The sequence below is a fragment of the Microbispora corallina genome, assembly GCF_016863035.1.
Classification (GTDB): domain Bacteria; phylum Actinomycetota; class Actinomycetes; order Streptosporangiales; family Streptosporangiaceae; genus Microbispora; species Microbispora corallina.
Map to the genome: position 1 here is coordinate 99,568 of NZ_BOOC01000023.1, position 14,443 is coordinate 114,010.

General features: G+C 72.5%; 13 protein-coding genes. 8 read left to right on the forward strand and 5 right to left on the reverse strand.

Annotation, left to right across the window (positions count from 1 at the left end):
• The first annotated feature begins 108 nt into the window (after window positions 1–108).
• The 3 genes from Mco01_RS22990 to Mco01_RS23000 are packed head-to-tail and all read left to right on the forward strand — an operon-like array spanning window position 109 to window position 4,394.
• The gene (locus tag Mco01_RS22990) at window positions 109–2,169 is read left to right on the forward strand and encodes an N-acetylneuraminate synthase family protein (protein ID WP_275410549.1); all 2,061 of its coding nucleotides are present in this window, start codon (window positions 109–111) and stop codon (window positions 2,167–2,169) included.
• A 13-nt stretch (window positions 2,170–2,182) separates the two neighbouring features.
• Window positions 2,183–3,133 carry a glycosyltransferase family 2 protein gene (locus Mco01_RS22995; protein WP_204058968.1) on the forward strand — a complete coding sequence of 317 codons (951 nt, stop codon included), beginning with the start codon at window positions 2,183–2,185 and terminating at the stop codon, window positions 3,131–3,133.
• Complete coding sequence (locus tag Mco01_RS23000; protein ID WP_239103845.1) at window positions 3,126–4,394, forward strand: polysialyltransferase family glycosyltransferase; 1,269 nt, start codon at window positions 3,126–3,128, stop codon at window positions 4,392–4,394. Before Mco01_RS22995 ends, Mco01_RS23000 begins: the two co-directional genes overlap by 8 nt.
• A 99-nt stretch (window positions 4,395–4,493) precedes the next feature.
• Here the strand turns inward: Mco01_RS23000 and Mco01_RS23005 are convergent, their stop codons facing one another.
• The 3 genes from Mco01_RS23005 to Mco01_RS23015 form a co-directional block, all read right to left on the reverse strand.
• On the reverse strand, window positions 4,494–4,811 hold the full coding sequence (locus tag Mco01_RS23005) for an RICIN domain-containing protein (RefSeq protein ID WP_204058969.1): 318 nt from the start codon (window positions 4,809–4,811) through the stop codon (window positions 4,494–4,496).
• Between the two features lie 192 nt (window positions 4,812–5,003).
• Window positions 5,004–5,483 (reverse strand): quercetin 2,3-dioxygenase, encoded by a 480-nt coding sequence (locus Mco01_RS23010; protein WP_204058970.1) that lies wholly within the window; start codon window positions 5,481–5,483, stop codon window positions 5,004–5,006.
• Window positions 5,480–5,890, reverse strand: a complete 411-nt coding sequence (locus Mco01_RS23015) for a VOC family protein (protein ID WP_204058971.1) — start codon at window positions 5,888–5,890, stop codon at window positions 5,480–5,482. The genes Mco01_RS23010 and Mco01_RS23015 overlap by 4 nt, the downstream gene beginning before the upstream one ends.
• Window positions 5,891–5,957: 67 nt before the next feature.
• Here Mco01_RS23015 and Mco01_RS39855 point away from each other — a divergent pair, with 67 nt between their 5' ends.
• The 3 genes from Mco01_RS39855 (at window position 5,958) to Mco01_RS23030 (ending at window position 9,607) form a co-directional block, all read left to right on the forward strand.
• The gene (locus Mco01_RS39855; RefSeq protein ID WP_204058972.1) at window positions 5,958–6,602 is read left to right on the forward strand and encodes a TetR/AcrR family transcriptional regulator; all 645 of its coding nucleotides are present in this window, start codon (window positions 5,958–5,960) and stop codon (window positions 6,600–6,602) included.
• 220 nt (window positions 6,603–6,822) lie between these two features.
• A complete protein-coding gene (locus Mco01_RS23025) occupies window positions 6,823–8,247 on the forward strand; it encodes an NAD(P)/FAD-dependent oxidoreductase (protein ID WP_204058973.1) in 1,425 nt (474 codons plus the stop codon).
• Between the two features lie 79 nt (window positions 8,248–8,326).
• Window positions 8,327–9,607 carry an AI-2E family transporter gene (locus tag Mco01_RS23030; RefSeq protein WP_239103846.1) on the forward strand — a complete coding sequence of 427 codons (1,281 nt, stop codon included), beginning with the start codon at window positions 8,327–8,329 and terminating at the stop codon, window positions 9,605–9,607.
• A gap of 21 nt (window positions 9,608–9,628) precedes the next feature.
• Here the strand turns inward: Mco01_RS23030 and Mco01_RS23035 are convergent, their stop codons facing one another.
• The gene (locus tag Mco01_RS23035; protein WP_204058974.1) at window positions 9,629–10,846 is read right to left on the reverse strand and encodes a DUF6716 putative glycosyltransferase; all 1,218 of its coding nucleotides are present in this window, start codon (window positions 10,844–10,846) and stop codon (window positions 9,629–9,631) included.
• On the reverse strand, window positions 10,843–11,844 hold the full coding sequence (locus Mco01_RS23040; RefSeq protein WP_239103847.1) for a hypothetical protein: 1,002 nt from the start codon (window positions 11,842–11,844) through the stop codon (window positions 10,843–10,845). Before Mco01_RS23040 ends, Mco01_RS23035 begins: the two co-directional genes overlap by 4 nt.
• A gap of 120 nt (window positions 11,845–11,964) precedes the next feature.
• Between Mco01_RS23040 and Mco01_RS23045 the strand changes: the two genes are divergently transcribed.
• Window positions 11,965–12,783: an aldo/keto reductase gene (locus Mco01_RS23045; RefSeq protein WP_204058975.1), complete on the forward strand. Its 819-nt coding sequence runs from the start codon at window positions 11,965–11,967 to the stop codon at window positions 12,781–12,783.
• Window positions 12,784–12,868: 85 nt separating this feature from the next.
• Window positions 12,869–14,350, forward strand: coding sequence for a sulfatase family protein (locus Mco01_RS23050; protein ID WP_204058976.1), 1,482 nt, complete (start codon window positions 12,869–12,871; stop codon window positions 14,348–14,350).
• The last annotated feature ends 93 nt before the right edge of the window (window positions 14,351–14,443 follow it).

Below are 14,443 nucleotides of genomic sequence, written 5' to 3' on the forward strand. Positions count from 1 at the left end.
CTGGCCGTTCAACGGACCAACCCCCTGAAGGACATCCCTGTGGCTAGTTTCAGGACACCCCACCCCAGGGGTACCCGTTGTCGCAGGTAAGAGGAGTCACTCGTGCGAGTGCTGGCTGTTGTCCCCGCCCGTGGAGGTTCGGTGGGCGTCCCGCTGAAGAACCTGGAGAAGGTGGGCGGCATCCCGCTGGTGGCGCGAGCGGTCGGCGCCTGCCTGCGCGCCGAGCTCGTCGACGACGTGATCGTGAGCACCGACCACGACCGCATCGCCGAGGTGGCCGTGGACGCGGGCGCGCGGGTCGTGCGCCGCCCGGCCGACCTGAGCGGCCCCACCGCCTCCAGCGAGTCCGCCGTCCTGCACGCCCTCTCGGAGGGCGTGGACGAGGACCCGGAGATCGTCGTCCTCGTGCAGTGCACCAGCGCGTTCATCGACCCGGCCGACCTCGACGCGGCGATCGCCAAGGTGCTGAACGGCGAGGCCGACTCGGTCTTCTCCGGCATCGAGACCTTCGAGTTCGTCTGGACCGGCGCCGGCCAGGGCGTCAACCACGACCCGGCCGTGCGTCCCCGCCGGCAGGACCGCGAGCCCAACTACCGCGAGACCGGCGCGTTCTACGTCATGCGCACGTCGGGGCTGCGCGAGCGGGAGCACCGCTTCTTCGGCGCCGTGGCGGTCCAGCCCGTGCCCGGCACCCACGCGGTCGAGGTGGACACCCCCGAGGACCTGGAGATCGTCCGGGCGCTCGCGCCGTTCGTCGACGAGCCGCTGCCGATCGACGTGGACGCCGTGGTCACCGACTTCGACGGCGTGCACACCGACGACCGGGCGTTCGTCGACTCCGAGGGCCGCGAGATCGTGGCCGTGAGCCGCTCTGACGGCATGGGCGTCGCCCTGCTCAAGCGGGCCGGGGTCAAGGTGCTCGTCCTGTCGTCCGAGCGCAACCCCGTCGTCGCCGCCCGCGCCGCCAAGCTCGGCGTGCCCGTCCTGCAGGGCCTGGCCGCCAAGGACGGCGCGCTGCGCGAGTGGCTGGCCGCCCAGGGCCTCGACCCGCAGCGGGTGGCCTACGTCGGCAACGACGTCAACGACCTGGCCTGCATGAGCCTCGTGGGCTGGCCGGTGGCCGTGCCCGAGGCCCACCCGCGGGTCCGCGCCGCCGCGCGCGTGGTGCTGTCGACCCCGGGCGGGTCCGGCGCCGTCCGCGAGCTGTCCGACCGCGTGCTGGCCGCCCGGCCGCCGCTCGGCGACGCCGTCCCGATCGCCGAGGCGCCCGCCCCCATCTCGTCGTACCGCGTGCAGCCCCGGCCCGTGCGGATCGGCAGGTCGCTCGTCGGCCCCGGCCAGCCCGTGTACGTGATCGGCGAGATCGGCATCAACCACAACGGCGACGTCGACATCGCCCGCAAGCTCATCGACGTGGCCGCCGACGCGGGCTGTCAGGCCGTGAAGTTCCAGAAGCGCACGCCCGAGATCTGCGTGCCGCTGGAGCAGCGCGACCAGATCCGGCAGACGCCGTGGGGCGAGATGACCTACATGGAGTACAAGATCCGCACCGAGTTCGGCGTGGACGAGTACAACCACATCGCGAAGTACTGCGAGGAGCGCGGCGTCGACTGGTTCGCCTCCCCATGGGACGTCCCCTCGGTCGAGTTCCTGGAGCAGATGGACGTCGTCGCCCACAAGGTGGCCTCGGCCTCGGTGACCGACCACGAGCTGCTGCGCGCGCTGGCCGCCACCGGCAAGCCGCTCATCCTGTCCACGGGCATGTCGACGATCGACGAGATCGACCGGGCCGTGGAGATCCTCGGCACCGAGCGGCTCGTGATGATGCACGCCACCTCGACGTACCCCCTCCCGCCGGAGGAGGCCAACCTCAAGATGATCCACACCCTCCAGGAGCGGTACGGCGTGCCGGTGGGCTACTCGGGCCACGAGCGCGGCCTGCAGATCTCGCTGGCGGCGGTGACGCTGGGCGCGGTGACGGTGGAGCGGCACATCACCCTCGACCGCACGATGTGGGGCTCCGACCACGCCGCCTCGCTGGAGCCGAGCGGGCTGGAGCACCTGGTGCGGGACATCCGCATCATCGAGAGCGCCCTCGGCGACGGCGTGAAGCGCGTCTACCCCGGCGAGGAGGCCCCCCGGGCCCGCCTGCGCCGCACCACGGCCTGACGCCGGAGCGACGGTGATCACCCTCTCCGTGGTCGTGCCCGTCCGGGACGGCGAGCCGTACCTGGCGGACGCCCTGACGTCGCTGGCCCGCAACCGCACGCGGGACTTCGAGACCGAGGTCGTCGTCGTCGACGACGGCTCCGTGGACGCGACGCCGGACGTGATCGAGGACTTCCGGCAGGACCTGCCGGGGCTCACGGTCGCCCGCAACCCGGTGCCGGTGGGGCTGGCCGACGCCCGCAACGTCGGGCTGAAGCTGGCCTCCGGCCGGTACGTCACGTTCCTCGACGGCGACGACTGGCTCGCGCCCGGCTACCTGCCCCGGCTGGTCGCCGCCATCGAGGGACTGGGCTGCGACTTCGTCCGGGTGGACCACGTGCAGGTCGAGGGACGCAGGCGGGAGACGCACCGGGCCCCGCAGGCCCGGCGCGGCGTCGTGCTCGACCCGAGAGAGGCGATCCTGCCCGCCGGGCAGAAGACCATGGTCGACTACCCCTACGCCTGGGCCGGGATCTACCGGCGCGAGCTGGGCGACCTGATCGCGTTCCCGGGCGGGCTGCACACGGCGGAGGACCGGCCGTGGATCTGGCGGCTGCACCGCAGGGCGCGCTCGTTCGCGGTGGTGTCGCTGGCCGGGCTGTTCTACCGGCGCGGGCTGCCCGCCTCGCTCACGCAGATCGGCGACGAGCGGCAGCTCCACTTCTTCGACGCCTACGACATCGTGCTCGACGAGGTGGAGCCGCAGTTCCTGCCCAAGGCGGCGCGCAACCTGTGCGCGCTGCTCGCCCACCACGTCGAGCTGGGCGACCGCTACACGCCGGAGCTGCGGGCCCGGTTCGACGACCGGGCCAGGGCCGCCCTCGCGCGGCTCCCCCGTCCGGTGCTCGACGAGTCGGTGGCGAGCATGGAGCCGGAGCGCGGGGCGCTGCTCGCGCCGTACCTCCCGGGAGGCGCGGGTGCCTGAGACGACACGGCTGTTCTACGCCTCGACGCTGTTCGGGGCCATGACGCTGGCCGCCGCGATCGACGAGGGACGGTTCAGGCCGGGCCGCCGGGTGCTGCTGGTGTCGAACAACGCGGCGATCCCCGAGATCACGCCGTCCCTCGACGAGGCCCCCGGCTTCGCGGCGCTGCGCGGCCGCTTCGACCGGATCGTCTCCTGGAACGACGTCATCGCCCCGATGCACCCCTCCGACTGGAAGGCCCGCGCCATCGAGGTGCCGATGCTCGGACGGCTGCTGGGCGACGTGCTCGGTGACCCCGACGAGCTGGTCCTGGAGTCGATCGCGGTGCCGCCCGCCCGCACGCTGGCCGGGCTCGTCAAGGAGTGCCCGATCACCGTCTACTCCGACGGGCTGATGAGCTACGGGCCCACCCGCGACCCGCTCCCCCAGGAGATCGCCGGCCGGATCACCCGCCTGCTCCACCTCGACCTGGTCCCGGGCCTGTCGCCGCTGCTGCTGTCCGAGTACGGCGTGCCGGCCGAGGCCCTCGCCGACGGCTCGTTCACCGAGGTCGTGGGCCAGGTCGCCGCGGCCGGCGGGAGCGCGGCGCCGCCCGCCGAGGCCGTGATCCTCGGCCAGTACCTGTCCTCGCTCGGCATCGTCACGGCCCAGGAGGAGGCGGGGCTGCACGAGCGGATGCTCCGCGCTCTGGCCGCCCGGGGAGTCCGCCGGGTGCTGTTCAAGCCGCACCCGGCGGCGGGCCGGCGGCACGCCAGGGAGCTGCGGCCGGTCGCCGCGGAACTGGGCGTCGAACTGTCGGTGGCCCCGGAGACGACCCCCGCCGAGACGTACTTCTCCGGAGCCCGCCCCGGCCTGGTGGTGGGCTGCTTCTCCACCGCCCTCCTGACGGCCCGCCGCCTGTTCGGCGTCCCGGTGGCCGCCGCCGGAGGCGACCTGGTGCTGGAACGGCTCGCGCCGTACGAGAACAGCAACCGGATACCGGCGACGATCGTGGACGCGACGTCGCCGCGCCTCCAGGACGACGGCTCGGTACAGGAGCCGCCGGCCGTCGACCTGGAGGCCCTCGTCCGGGCCGTGGGCTACTGCATGCAGAGCGAGGCGCACCCGGGCCTGCGCGAGGACGCGGCCCGCTACCTGCGGGAGAACGGGCCGGCCCGCTACTTCAAGAAGCGCCGGCTGGAGTCGCTGGACCTGCTGGACAGGCCGCCGGCGGCCCCGCCGCGCCAGGAGTCCCGCCTGCGCCGCCTGCTGTCCCGCTGACCCTGCCCTGGCGCCGCTCCAGCCGTCCCTGTCGCACGCGTCGTGACGCGAAGTCATGACGTCACGCACAGGGTGACGGGCTGCGGGTGGGCGCCGGTGTCAGTACGTGTAAGGGCTCAGTTTTGTCCAGAGGCGTGACGGATGGCTGTCGCAGTAGTACTGGACGGCGGGAGCATTGGCTGCTTTGCCACCACCGGCGATGGTCAGACACAGCCCGCTGTTCTTGTTCCTGAATTTGTAGAAGCCTCCGCTCTGGTACAGAAAGGTCCAGAGGCGTGACGGATGGCTGTCGCAGTAATACTGGACGGCGGGAGCATTGGCTGCTTTGCCACCACCGGCGATGGTGAGACAGAGCCGGCTGTTGTAGTTCTTCATGTAGTAGGCAGTCCCCGCCAGCGCGGGCGGCGCGGTCAGCACTGCGCCGGCTGTTGCTGCAGCGACCAAAACCGCTGCGGCCCGGCGTGTAGCTTTTGCCAACTCCCCTACCAACCTCTCTCTCGAAACGCATGCACACAAGCCGCACGCGGGCACGTCTAAATGAACGCCGTATCAGATGAATTTCTCAGCGCATTGGCGAAGCGTGATACGCCCTCGTTCCGGAGGGCTGGGTCACATGGGAGGCGGGCCGAGGATCTGGTGGCCGTACCGGTTGCCGGCCTCGATCAGGCGGGGGATGTCGGGCGGGGTGGGGGCGGGCAGGCCGGGGTGTTCGGCGGGGCGGCCGAGTTCGGCGATGAACTGCTCGAATCCCGACGGTGTGGTGATCTGCAGGCCGCGTACGGGCCCGTCGCTGACGATGAAGGAGTGGGGGATGCGGCGGGGCAGGAAGGCGAAGTCGCCGGGCCCGGCGGTCCAGTGGTGGTCGCCGCAGTCGATGGTGATCTTTCCCTCGAGGACGTAGAACGCCTCGTCCTCGCGGTCGTGGATGTGCTGCGGCGGCCCGAAGCCGACGGGGGCGGACCACTCGATGAGGGTGAAGGCGTTGCCGGTCTGGTCCGCGCCGGCCTTCACGGTCATGCGGGTGTCCAGGAACCACAGGTGGGGGCCGTCATCGGGGGTGAGCAGGTAGCCGGTGGGGTCGAAGGTCATCGGGCGTCCTCGAGGTCGTCCTGGGCTGGGTGGTAGAAGCGGATCTCGATGCCGTCGGGATCGTGCAGGCCGACCAGCACCTCGCCGACGTGCCCTGTGACGATGCCGCCGTGCGGCTCGGCCAGGTCGTCCAGTCGCTGCTGCCAGGCCTTCAGGTCACGCAGGGTGGGCACGCACAGGGCCATCGGGTCGAATCCGGCCATCGCGGCGGCCCGGACCGGATCTTGACGCAGGGCCACGTCGACGGCGTTGTTCGCATCGCGGAGGGCGACGCCCATGAGCGTGCCGTCTTCGACGAACTCGATGAAGACGCGCAGGCCCAACACGCGCTCGTACCAGTCCCGGCTGCGCGCCACGTCCGTCACCGGCAGTTTGACGTGGTGGAAGCCGTTGAGTGTCGCATCCATGGGGGACCTCCGGGGGGGTCTCACTAGAGTTGTCTCTAGTGAGTTTCTCTGTAGTAGGCTCTAGCGAATGAGCGATCCTGTCAAGAGCACGACCGGGCAGGGCACCCGCCGAGCCGCCCAGGCGCGCGCCACCCGGAGACGGATCACCGACGTCGCGCGGGACCTGTTCCTGCGGCAGGGGTACGCCTCGACCACCCTGGATCAGATCGCCGCGGGGGCCGGGGTCGCGGTGCAGACGGTGTACTTCCACTTCGGCAACAAGGCCACGGTTCTCAAAGAGATCGTCGACGTGCTGTCGGTCGGCGACGACGAGCCGATACCGATGCTGGACCGGCCCTGGGTGAAGCAGGTACGCGACGAACCCGACGGCCGCCGGGCGCTGGCGATCTGGCTGGGCAACAGCCGCCTCATCTACGGCCGGGTGGGGCCGATCATGAAGATCGTCCGCGACGCCGCCGGCGCCGACGCCGAGATGGCCGCGCAGTGGGAGACCAATCAGAACCAGCGCTTCCTCGCCCATCACAGCCTCGCGCGGCAGCTCGCCGACAAGCGGGCCCTGCGCCCGGACCTGTCGACCGAGGAGGCGGCCGACGTCATCTTCACCTTGGTCAGCTTCGAGGTCTACCTCCTGCTCACCGGCGTACGCGGGTGGACGCCCGACGAGTGGGAACGCTGGATCAACACGATCCTCGCCGCCGCGATCCTGCGATGACCGCGGCACGGGTACGGGAGCGGGCGGGCGACCGCACATCCGCCGAACGGGCCAGGCGCTCACGGTGGCCGGCGGTGGCTCGGCGTGCCGGTCCCGGCCGCCCGGGGGCTGGTCCCAGTGAGCGCCAAGCCGGTGCCCAGTGAGCGCCAAGAGCCCGCTCGCATGCTCGTCGCCGTAACCCACCGCCGCCCGTCCGGGCGGCCCGGCGACGAGGTGAGCCATGGCCAAGCGAATCGTCCGTACGGCGGCGACGACACCCACCGGGCACTCGCCCACGCGACACGCCGTCGTCGTCGGAGCGGGGATGGGCGGGCTGCTCGCGGCCCGCGTGCTCACGGAGACGTACGACCGCGTCACGGTGATCGACCGCGACGCGCTCCCCGGCGGGAGCGCCCCCCGGCGGGGCGTGCCGCAGGGACATCACGCGCACGGCCTGCTGTCGCGCGGGCGCGAGATCCTGGAGGACCTCTTCCCCGGGCTGACCGCGGACCTGGTCGAGGCGGGCGCCGTCCCGTGCGACCTCCAGAACGACGTCCGCTGGTACAACGACGGACGGCGGCTCCACCCGGCGCCGTCCGGGCTGCGCGGCCTGACCGTGAGCCGCCCCCTGCTCGAAGGCCAGGTGCGGTCCCGGGTCGCGGCCCTTCCCGGCGTCGTGATCCACGAACGCTGCGAGGCGGTCGAGCCCGTCGCCGCCGTGGACCACGGGAGGGCCGGCGCGGTCACCGGGGTGCGCCTGCTGCGTGCCGGCCACGGACCCGAGGACGTGGCGGCCGACCTCGTGGTGAACGCCACGGGCCGGGGCAACCGCGGCACCGAGTGGCTGCGCAGGCTGGGGTACGAGCCCGCGCCGGAGGAGCGCGTCGACTCGCGGCTGGTGTACGTCTCGCGCGAGTACCGGCGCCGGCCGGGGGACGCCGACTTCACGGCCGTCATCGTCGGGCACGGCGTGGCCGTCCCGAGGGGCGGCGTCGCGCTCAGCGCCGAGGGGGACCGCTGGCTCGTCACGCTGTTCGGCATGGGCGACGACGTCCCCCCAGTCGACCCGGACGGGTACCACCGGTTCGCCGAGCGGCTTCCGGTCCCGGACCTGCACCGCCTCCTGGAGCGCGCCGAACCGCTCGGGGCGCCCCGCCTGATGCGCATCCCGGTGAGCGTGCGCCGCCGCTACGAGCGGCCGGCCCGGTTCCCCGAGGGCTACCTGGTGTTCGGCGACGCCCTGTGCCAGTTCAACCCCAGCTACGGCCAGGGCATGACGGTGGCCGCCTGCGAGGCCGTCGCCCTGCGGGAGTGCCTGGCGGACGGCGTCCGAGGCGACCTGGCCCGCCGCTTCTTCGAGCGCGCCGCCCGGATCATCGATGTGCCGTGGGACATCTCCGCCTGCGGCGACCTGCGGTTCCCGTCGGTCGAGGGCCCTCGCCCCGCGCGGGTGCGGCTGCTCAACCGCTACCTCGGACGCCTCCACGCGGCAGCCGAATCGGACCCCGTGGTCGGGCACGCCTTCCTGAGCGTGGCCAACCTCGAGGCCCCTCCGCAGCACCTCCTGTCGCCCGGGGTCCTGGCCCGTGTGCTGCGGCCGCGGTCCGGCGGCGCCCCCTCCCCGTACGAGGTCGCGGTCCCGGAGGCGAGCCCGGCGGCCCGGTGACGAGACCGGATGCGATGCGGCTTTGCCCCACAGACCGTATGCGGACTTATCACCATTAATCGGTGTGAAATGATCGGCTGTGGGCAGCAGGGGACGCGTGCCCGACGACAATCCCCTAGGCAGCGGCATCACCAGCGTCTTCCCCTCCCTCCCCTCCGGGGCGACGCCGGAGACCGCCGTCACTCCCCCGCCCGGCGCCCCTGACAACAGCCCTGACAACGGTGCTGACACGGGCCCCGGCACCGGTCCCGGCGGCGCTTCCGACGGCGCGTCCGGCACCGGGGAGACGGCGGCGCCCGGCGACCGCGACATGCCGTTCGGGCGGCCCGGCCGCCCGCTGCGGAGCAACCCGTTCATGTTCGGGCTCACCGGGGCGCTCGGCGTGCTCACCGCCTGGCTGCTGGTCCAGGCGATCGCGAGCGCCGGGTCCGCCCTGGTGCTGATCGTCGTCTCGCTGTTCCTGGCCATCGGGCTCAACCCGGCCGTCGAGGCGCTGCAGCGGCGCAACATGTCCCGCCGCGTCGCGATCGCGATCGTGTTCGGGTCGGTCATCGCGTTCTTCGTCGCCTTCGGGCTGGCCATCGTGCCGCCGCTGACCGAGCAGACGACCGGCTTCGTGCAGCACCTGCCCGAGTACGTCCAGCAACTGCAGAACCACCCGCTGATCCGGTCGGTCGACCAGCGGTACCAGATCCTGGACAAGATCCAGCAGTACGTGACGAGCGGGAACCTCGCCACCCAGATGTTCGGCGGCCTGCTCGGCGTGGCCGGTGTCGTGATCAGCGCGCTGTTCAGCGCGTTCACGATCCTGGTGCTGACGCTGTACTTCCTCGGGTCGCTCCGGTCGATCAAGGAGACGGCCTACCGGTTCGTGCCGCGCTCCCGCCGCACCCGGGTGTCGCTGCTCGGCGACGAGATCGTCAACCAGATCGGCGGCTACGTCGCGGGCAACCTGATCATCTCGCTGATCGCGGGCGTGGTGACGTTCCTGTTCCTCGCGATGCTCAAGGTCCCGTACGCGCTGGCGCTGGCCATCTTCGTCGCCGTCACCGACCTGATCCCGCTGGTGGGGGCCGTCCTCGGCGCGGTGGTCGCCTCCGGCGTGGGCTTCCTGACGTCGTTTCAGGTGGGCGTCGCCTGCGTGGTCTTCTTCGTCGTCTACCAGCAGGTCGAGAACTACGTGATCTCGCCGCGGGTGTTCAAGTCGTCGGTCGACGTGCCGCCGATCGCCACCATCGTGGGCGCCCTGCTCGGCGGCGCCCTGCTCGGCATCGTCGGGGCGCTGCTCGGCATCCCGCTCGCGGCGGCGCTGATGCTCCTGGCCAGGGAGGTCGTGCTCCCCCGCCAGGAGCGGCTGTGACGTGCGCGAACGGCGTGCGCGTCAGAACGCCTTGAGGTAGCGGCGCATCCGCCGCTTGGCGCGGTAGCCGTACCGCAGGACCTTGGGCGGCACCTCAAGCCGGAGGCGGGCGCGGCGGCGGGCGGCGGCGTGCTCGGGCCCGTCGAGCAGGGAGCGGGCCGGGACCAGGCGGCCCGCCCGAGCGTCGTCCACCAGGGCGGCGACGCGGCCTGCCCAGTCGGTGGCCGAGGAGTCGTGGAAGTAGTTGGCCTGGCACCAGTCGGCGGCCGGGGTGCGGAAGTCGGCCTTGGCCAGGTCCTCCAGCGTGCCGAGGCAGCCGCTGCCCTCGAAGACCAGGTTGATCATCTCCGCGCTGACGCCGAAGTCGGACAGCACGAGCAGGGGCACGTTCTGGGCGATGGCCTCCAGGGCGGCGGTCGAGCTGACCGTGACGAACCCGGCGGCGTGCGTGAGGTGCTCGTGCATCGGCCCCGCGGCGAAGCGGACCGCGTCCTGGCGCACCCGGCCCGCGGCGGCCATCTCCCGCCAGAGCCGCTCGTAGTGGTGGCGCTCGTTGTGCGTCTGCCGCTCGTCGTCGCGGGCGCGCAGCTTGACGACCACGTCGAGGTCGGGCCGGGCCTCCGCCAGCGCGGCCAGCGCGAGCAGGACCGACTCCCGCTCCTCGCGCCGCCGCGGCACCTTCGCCTGGGTCGCGAAGATCACCCGGTCGCGCTCCCCCACCGGAGGCGCCCCGAGGTCGAGGTACGGCAGGCGGGCCAGCGCCACCCCGCCTCCGCCGCCGAGCTCGCGGCCGATGGCGGAGAACTCGGCGACCTCCCGGCCGCTGTGCACCACGAACAGGTCGCAGCCGCTGCGGAACAGCCAGGCCTTCTCCGTGGCGGGCACCGAGATGCCGGGCAGCCCGGACACCAGCACCGGGCGCGGGGTCAGCCCGGCCAGGATCTCGGCCGCGAGCGCGTCGACCACGGGACCGGTGCAGGCCAGGAGGATCGCGTCGGGCCGGAACCGCTCGGCGGCGCGGCGCAACTGCCGCGCGGTCAACACGGGCGGCGCGACGTCTCCCCCCGGGCCGGCGCTCCTGGTTCCGCTCACCGCCGCCGCGATCTGGCCGTCCGAGGGGGTGATCGGCGTGCGGACGACGGCGAGATCGGTGGTCCACCCCTCCGGGAGCGCGTCGAGCAGGCCTGCGGCCCACTTGAGGTACGAGTCGGAGTCGGCCACGGCGAGCAGACGGGTCAAGGAGCGACCTTTCGGGGAGCGTTCGCGGAGGGGTCGTGAGCGAAGATCTGGAGGTGGGAGCGGAGCGACGGCCCGGCCGAGGCCGTCCACCAGTCGTCGGGGACGTCGACGCTCTCGACCGACACGCCGCGCGCCGACAGCAGGACGCGCAGGGAGGTCACCGCCGTGGACGGCAGGCTGAGCACGCGCTGGTCGGGCCGCAGGTCGCGCAGGGTCATCTCGGCGGGCACGCCGGCGTCGTACACCGTCAGGCCCTCGATCCTGCGGACCCGGTCGAGGTCGCGGGGGTCCTCCCTGCGGTGGGGGTAGTAGGCGACCGGCTCCTCCAGCCGTTCGAGCCAGCGCAGGTAGCGGTCGCGGTGGATGAGCCCGTTGCGGACCAGCGAGGTGCCGAGCACGACGGTCCGCTCGTCCGGCGGCCGGTCGGCGGGCTGGGAGCGCAGCCAGGCGAAGTCGTGCCGCACCAGCCGGGCCCCCCGGGACCGCACCGCCTCGGCCAGGTCGTCGGGGACCGGGAGCGCGGTGAAGACCGTCGGCTTGCGGGTGCGCAGCCGGACGGCGGCGGCGGCGCCGAGCAGCACGCGCCCCGGGGTCGCCCTGGCCCGCGCGCGCAGCAGCGGACGACGGGCGACCAGCAGCTCCAGCAGGCGGATCGTGGCGAGGCCGTCGTCGACGAGGATCGTGCGGCCGGGCTGCGCCGTGGCCAGCGCGAGCTGGACGCGCCCGGAGAACGCGTCGCCCACGGCCCAGGTGCGGGAGGGCCGCGGCATGCGGTCGGACGGCTCGGCGAACTCCAGACCCTCGGGCAGGCCGAGGCGCTTGAGCTCACGGCGGGTCATCCGCAGGGCGGGCAGACCGGCCCTCGGCACCACGCGCGTGGACGGGCCCAGGACGCCGGCATGATGCGCCTCGACCACGCACAACAGCTGCAGCGGGGACTCCACCCACGCGACAGCCGACCCCTGTTCACCGGCGTGGCGCCGACCCTCGTTCTCCACGCGGCGTAATGACACGTTCACGACGCGCTCACACTAGCGCGCGAACACGACATGAGCGGGAACTCGGGGTGAACAGACCCCAACGGGATCCACGCGTTCACCTGCGAGAGCATGGTGCGCATGGATCTCATCACGTTGAACAACGGTGTCGTCATGCCGCGGCTGGGGCTCGGCGTATGGCAGGTGAGCGACGGCGAGGCCGAGAAGGCCGTCCTCACCGCGCTCGAGCAGGGCTACCGCGGCGTCGACACCGCGAAGCTGTACCACAACGAGCGCGGGGTCGGCCGGGCCGTCCACGCCTCGGGACTCCCCCGCGACGAGCTGTTCGTCACCACGAAGCTGTGGAACGACGAGCACGACTCCGACAAGGCGCTGCGGGCCTTCGACGCGAGCATGGACCGGCTCGGCCTCGACGTGCTGGACCTCTACCTGATCCACTGGCCGGCCCCCCGCCAGGGGAAGTACGTCCAGGCGTGGCGGGCCCTGGAGAAGCTGTACGCCGAGGGACGGGTGCGGGCGATCGGGGTGTCCAACTTCACGGTGGAGGCACTGCGGCGCCTGCTCGACGAGACGGACGTCGTGCCCGCCGTCAACCAGATCGAGCTGCACCCCTGGCTGCCGCAGCGTGAGCTGCGCGCCTTCCACGCCGAGCACGGCATCGCGACCGAGGCGTGGAGCCCGCTGGGCCAGGGCAGGGGCCTGCTCGACCTTCCCGTCCTGGCCGAAATCGGCGCCCGCCACGGGAAGACGGCCGCCCAGGTGGTGCTGCGCTGGCACCTCCAGCTCGGCAACGTGGTCATCCCGAAGTCGGTGACGCCGTCGCGGATCGCCGAGAACATCGACGTGTTCGACTTCGAGCTGAGCCCCGAGGAGATGGCGGCCGTCGACGCGCTCGACGCGGGACGCCGCCTCGGGCCGAACCCGGCGACCTTCGGATAAGAGGCCATCGGGAGCGTACACCGCGTGTCGCCTCGAACACGGCGCGCACGTTTCCGCTGATGGGCCGGTGGCAAGGAAAAGGGCCATGCCCCTGCCGAAAGGATCCGGGCGACGGTGGCTCGCCCTCGCGCTCGCGCTCGTCGCGTGCCTCGCCCTCACCGGCGCGGCGCGCGGCGTGCCGGACCCGCCGGGCCGCCCCAACATCGTGCTGATCCTGACCGACGACCTTGACACGTCCGATCTGCAGCACTTCCCCAACATCGCGAACCTGCTGGTCCGGCAGGGCGCCTCGTTCTCCCGTTTCTTCGTCACCAACCCCTGGTGCTGCCCGTCGCGCTCGTCGCTGCTGCGCTCCCAGTACGTCCACAGCCATCACGTGGAGAGCAACCGGGCGCCTACTGGCGGCTTCCCCAGGTTCCGGGGCATGGAGGGGTCGACCGTCGGCACCTGGATGCACGACGCCGGCTACCGCACCGGCCTCATGGGCAAGTACCTCAACCAGTATCCGAAGGGCGCGCCGCGGACGTACGTGCCGCCCGGCTGGGACGAGTGGGACGTCCCGGTGACGCGGCTCTACCAGGAGTACGGCTACGCGCTCAACGAGAACGGCGCGGTCCGCCAGTACGGCCACGCGCCCGGCGACTACCTGGAGGACGTGCTCGGCGCGAAGGCCGGCCAGTTCGTCTCCGGTCCCGGCCCCTTCTTCCTCTACCTCGCCCCCATCGCGCCGCACCTGCCGGCCCACTACGCGCCCCGCCACGCGGACGCCTTCTCGGGCGAGCGCGCGCCGCGCACGGCCTCGTTCGACCAGGCCGACCTGTCGGCGGAGCCGCGGTGGCTGCGCGAGCGGCCGCCGCTGTCGGCCAGGGAGACCGCCCGGATCGACCGGGTGCACCAGGACAGGCTCAGGGCGATGCTCGGCGTGGACGACATGGTCGGCGCGCTCGTCTCCGCGCTGGCGAGGGCGGGCCGGCTCGACGACACCTACATCTTCTTCACCTCCGACAACGGCTTCCACCTCGGGCAGCACCGGCTCCGGCCCGGCAAGACCACGCCCTTCGAGGAGGACATCCGGGTGCCGATGGTGGTGAGGGGGCCGGGCGTCGCGCCGGGCGCCACGCTGACCCCCCTCGCCTCGACCGTCGACCTCGCGCCGACGTTCGCCGAGCTCGGCGGGGCCGCCGTGCCGTGGTGGGCGGAGGGACGCTCGCTGGTCCCGCTGCTGCGCGGCGCCGACGTCCCCTGGCGGGACGCGCTGCTGGTGGAGTTCTCCCACGCCGCGTACTCGCCGTTCTCGCCGCCCTCGTACGCCGTTCTGCGCACCGGCCGGTACGCCTACGTGCAGTACGCCACGGGAGAGCGGCAGTTGTACGACCTCTGGTTCGATCCGGCGGAGATGCACAACCTCGCGTCGGCCGCCGGCCCCGGACTGCTGGCGCAGCTGTCGGCCCGGCTGGCGCTGCTGCGGATCTGCACGGGAATGGGGTGCCGGATCGTGGACGGCCTGGGCGGTCTGGACGCGTTCGGCGTGGAGGGCCCGCGGGCGCCGCCCCCGCGGACCCGATAGGGGGATTGCGGCCATCACCTCACGGGTGGTGGCCGCTCATCCTTTCCTCCCCGTATGTATTTGGGAGCGCTCCCAAGCCCGCTATGTCCGGTA

Excerpts from the sequence above, each read along its gene's own strand:
- Mco01_RS23045 (WP_204058975.1), top strand. The coding sequence starts at position 11,965 with ATGGATCTCATCACGTTGAACAACGGTGTCGTCATGCCGCGGCTGGGG.
- Mco01_RS23050 (WP_204058976.1), top strand. The coding sequence starts at position 12,869 with ATGCCCCTGCCGAAAGGATCCGGGCGACGGTGGCTCGCCCTCGCGCTC.
- Mco01_RS23015 (WP_204058971.1), bottom strand. The coding sequence starts at position 5,890 with ATGGATGCGACACTCAACGGCTTCCACCACGTCAAACTGCCGGTGACG.
- Mco01_RS23025 (WP_204058973.1), top strand. The coding sequence starts at position 6,823 with ATGGCCAAGCGAATCGTCCGTACGGCGGCGACGACACCCACCGGGCAC.
- Mco01_RS39855 (WP_204058972.1), top strand. The coding sequence starts at position 5,958 with ATGAGCGATCCTGTCAAGAGCACGACCGGGCAGGGCACCCGCCGAGCC.
- Mco01_RS23010 (WP_204058970.1), bottom strand. The coding sequence starts at position 5,483 with ATGACCTTCGACCCCACCGGCTACCTGCTCACCCCCGATGACGGCCCC.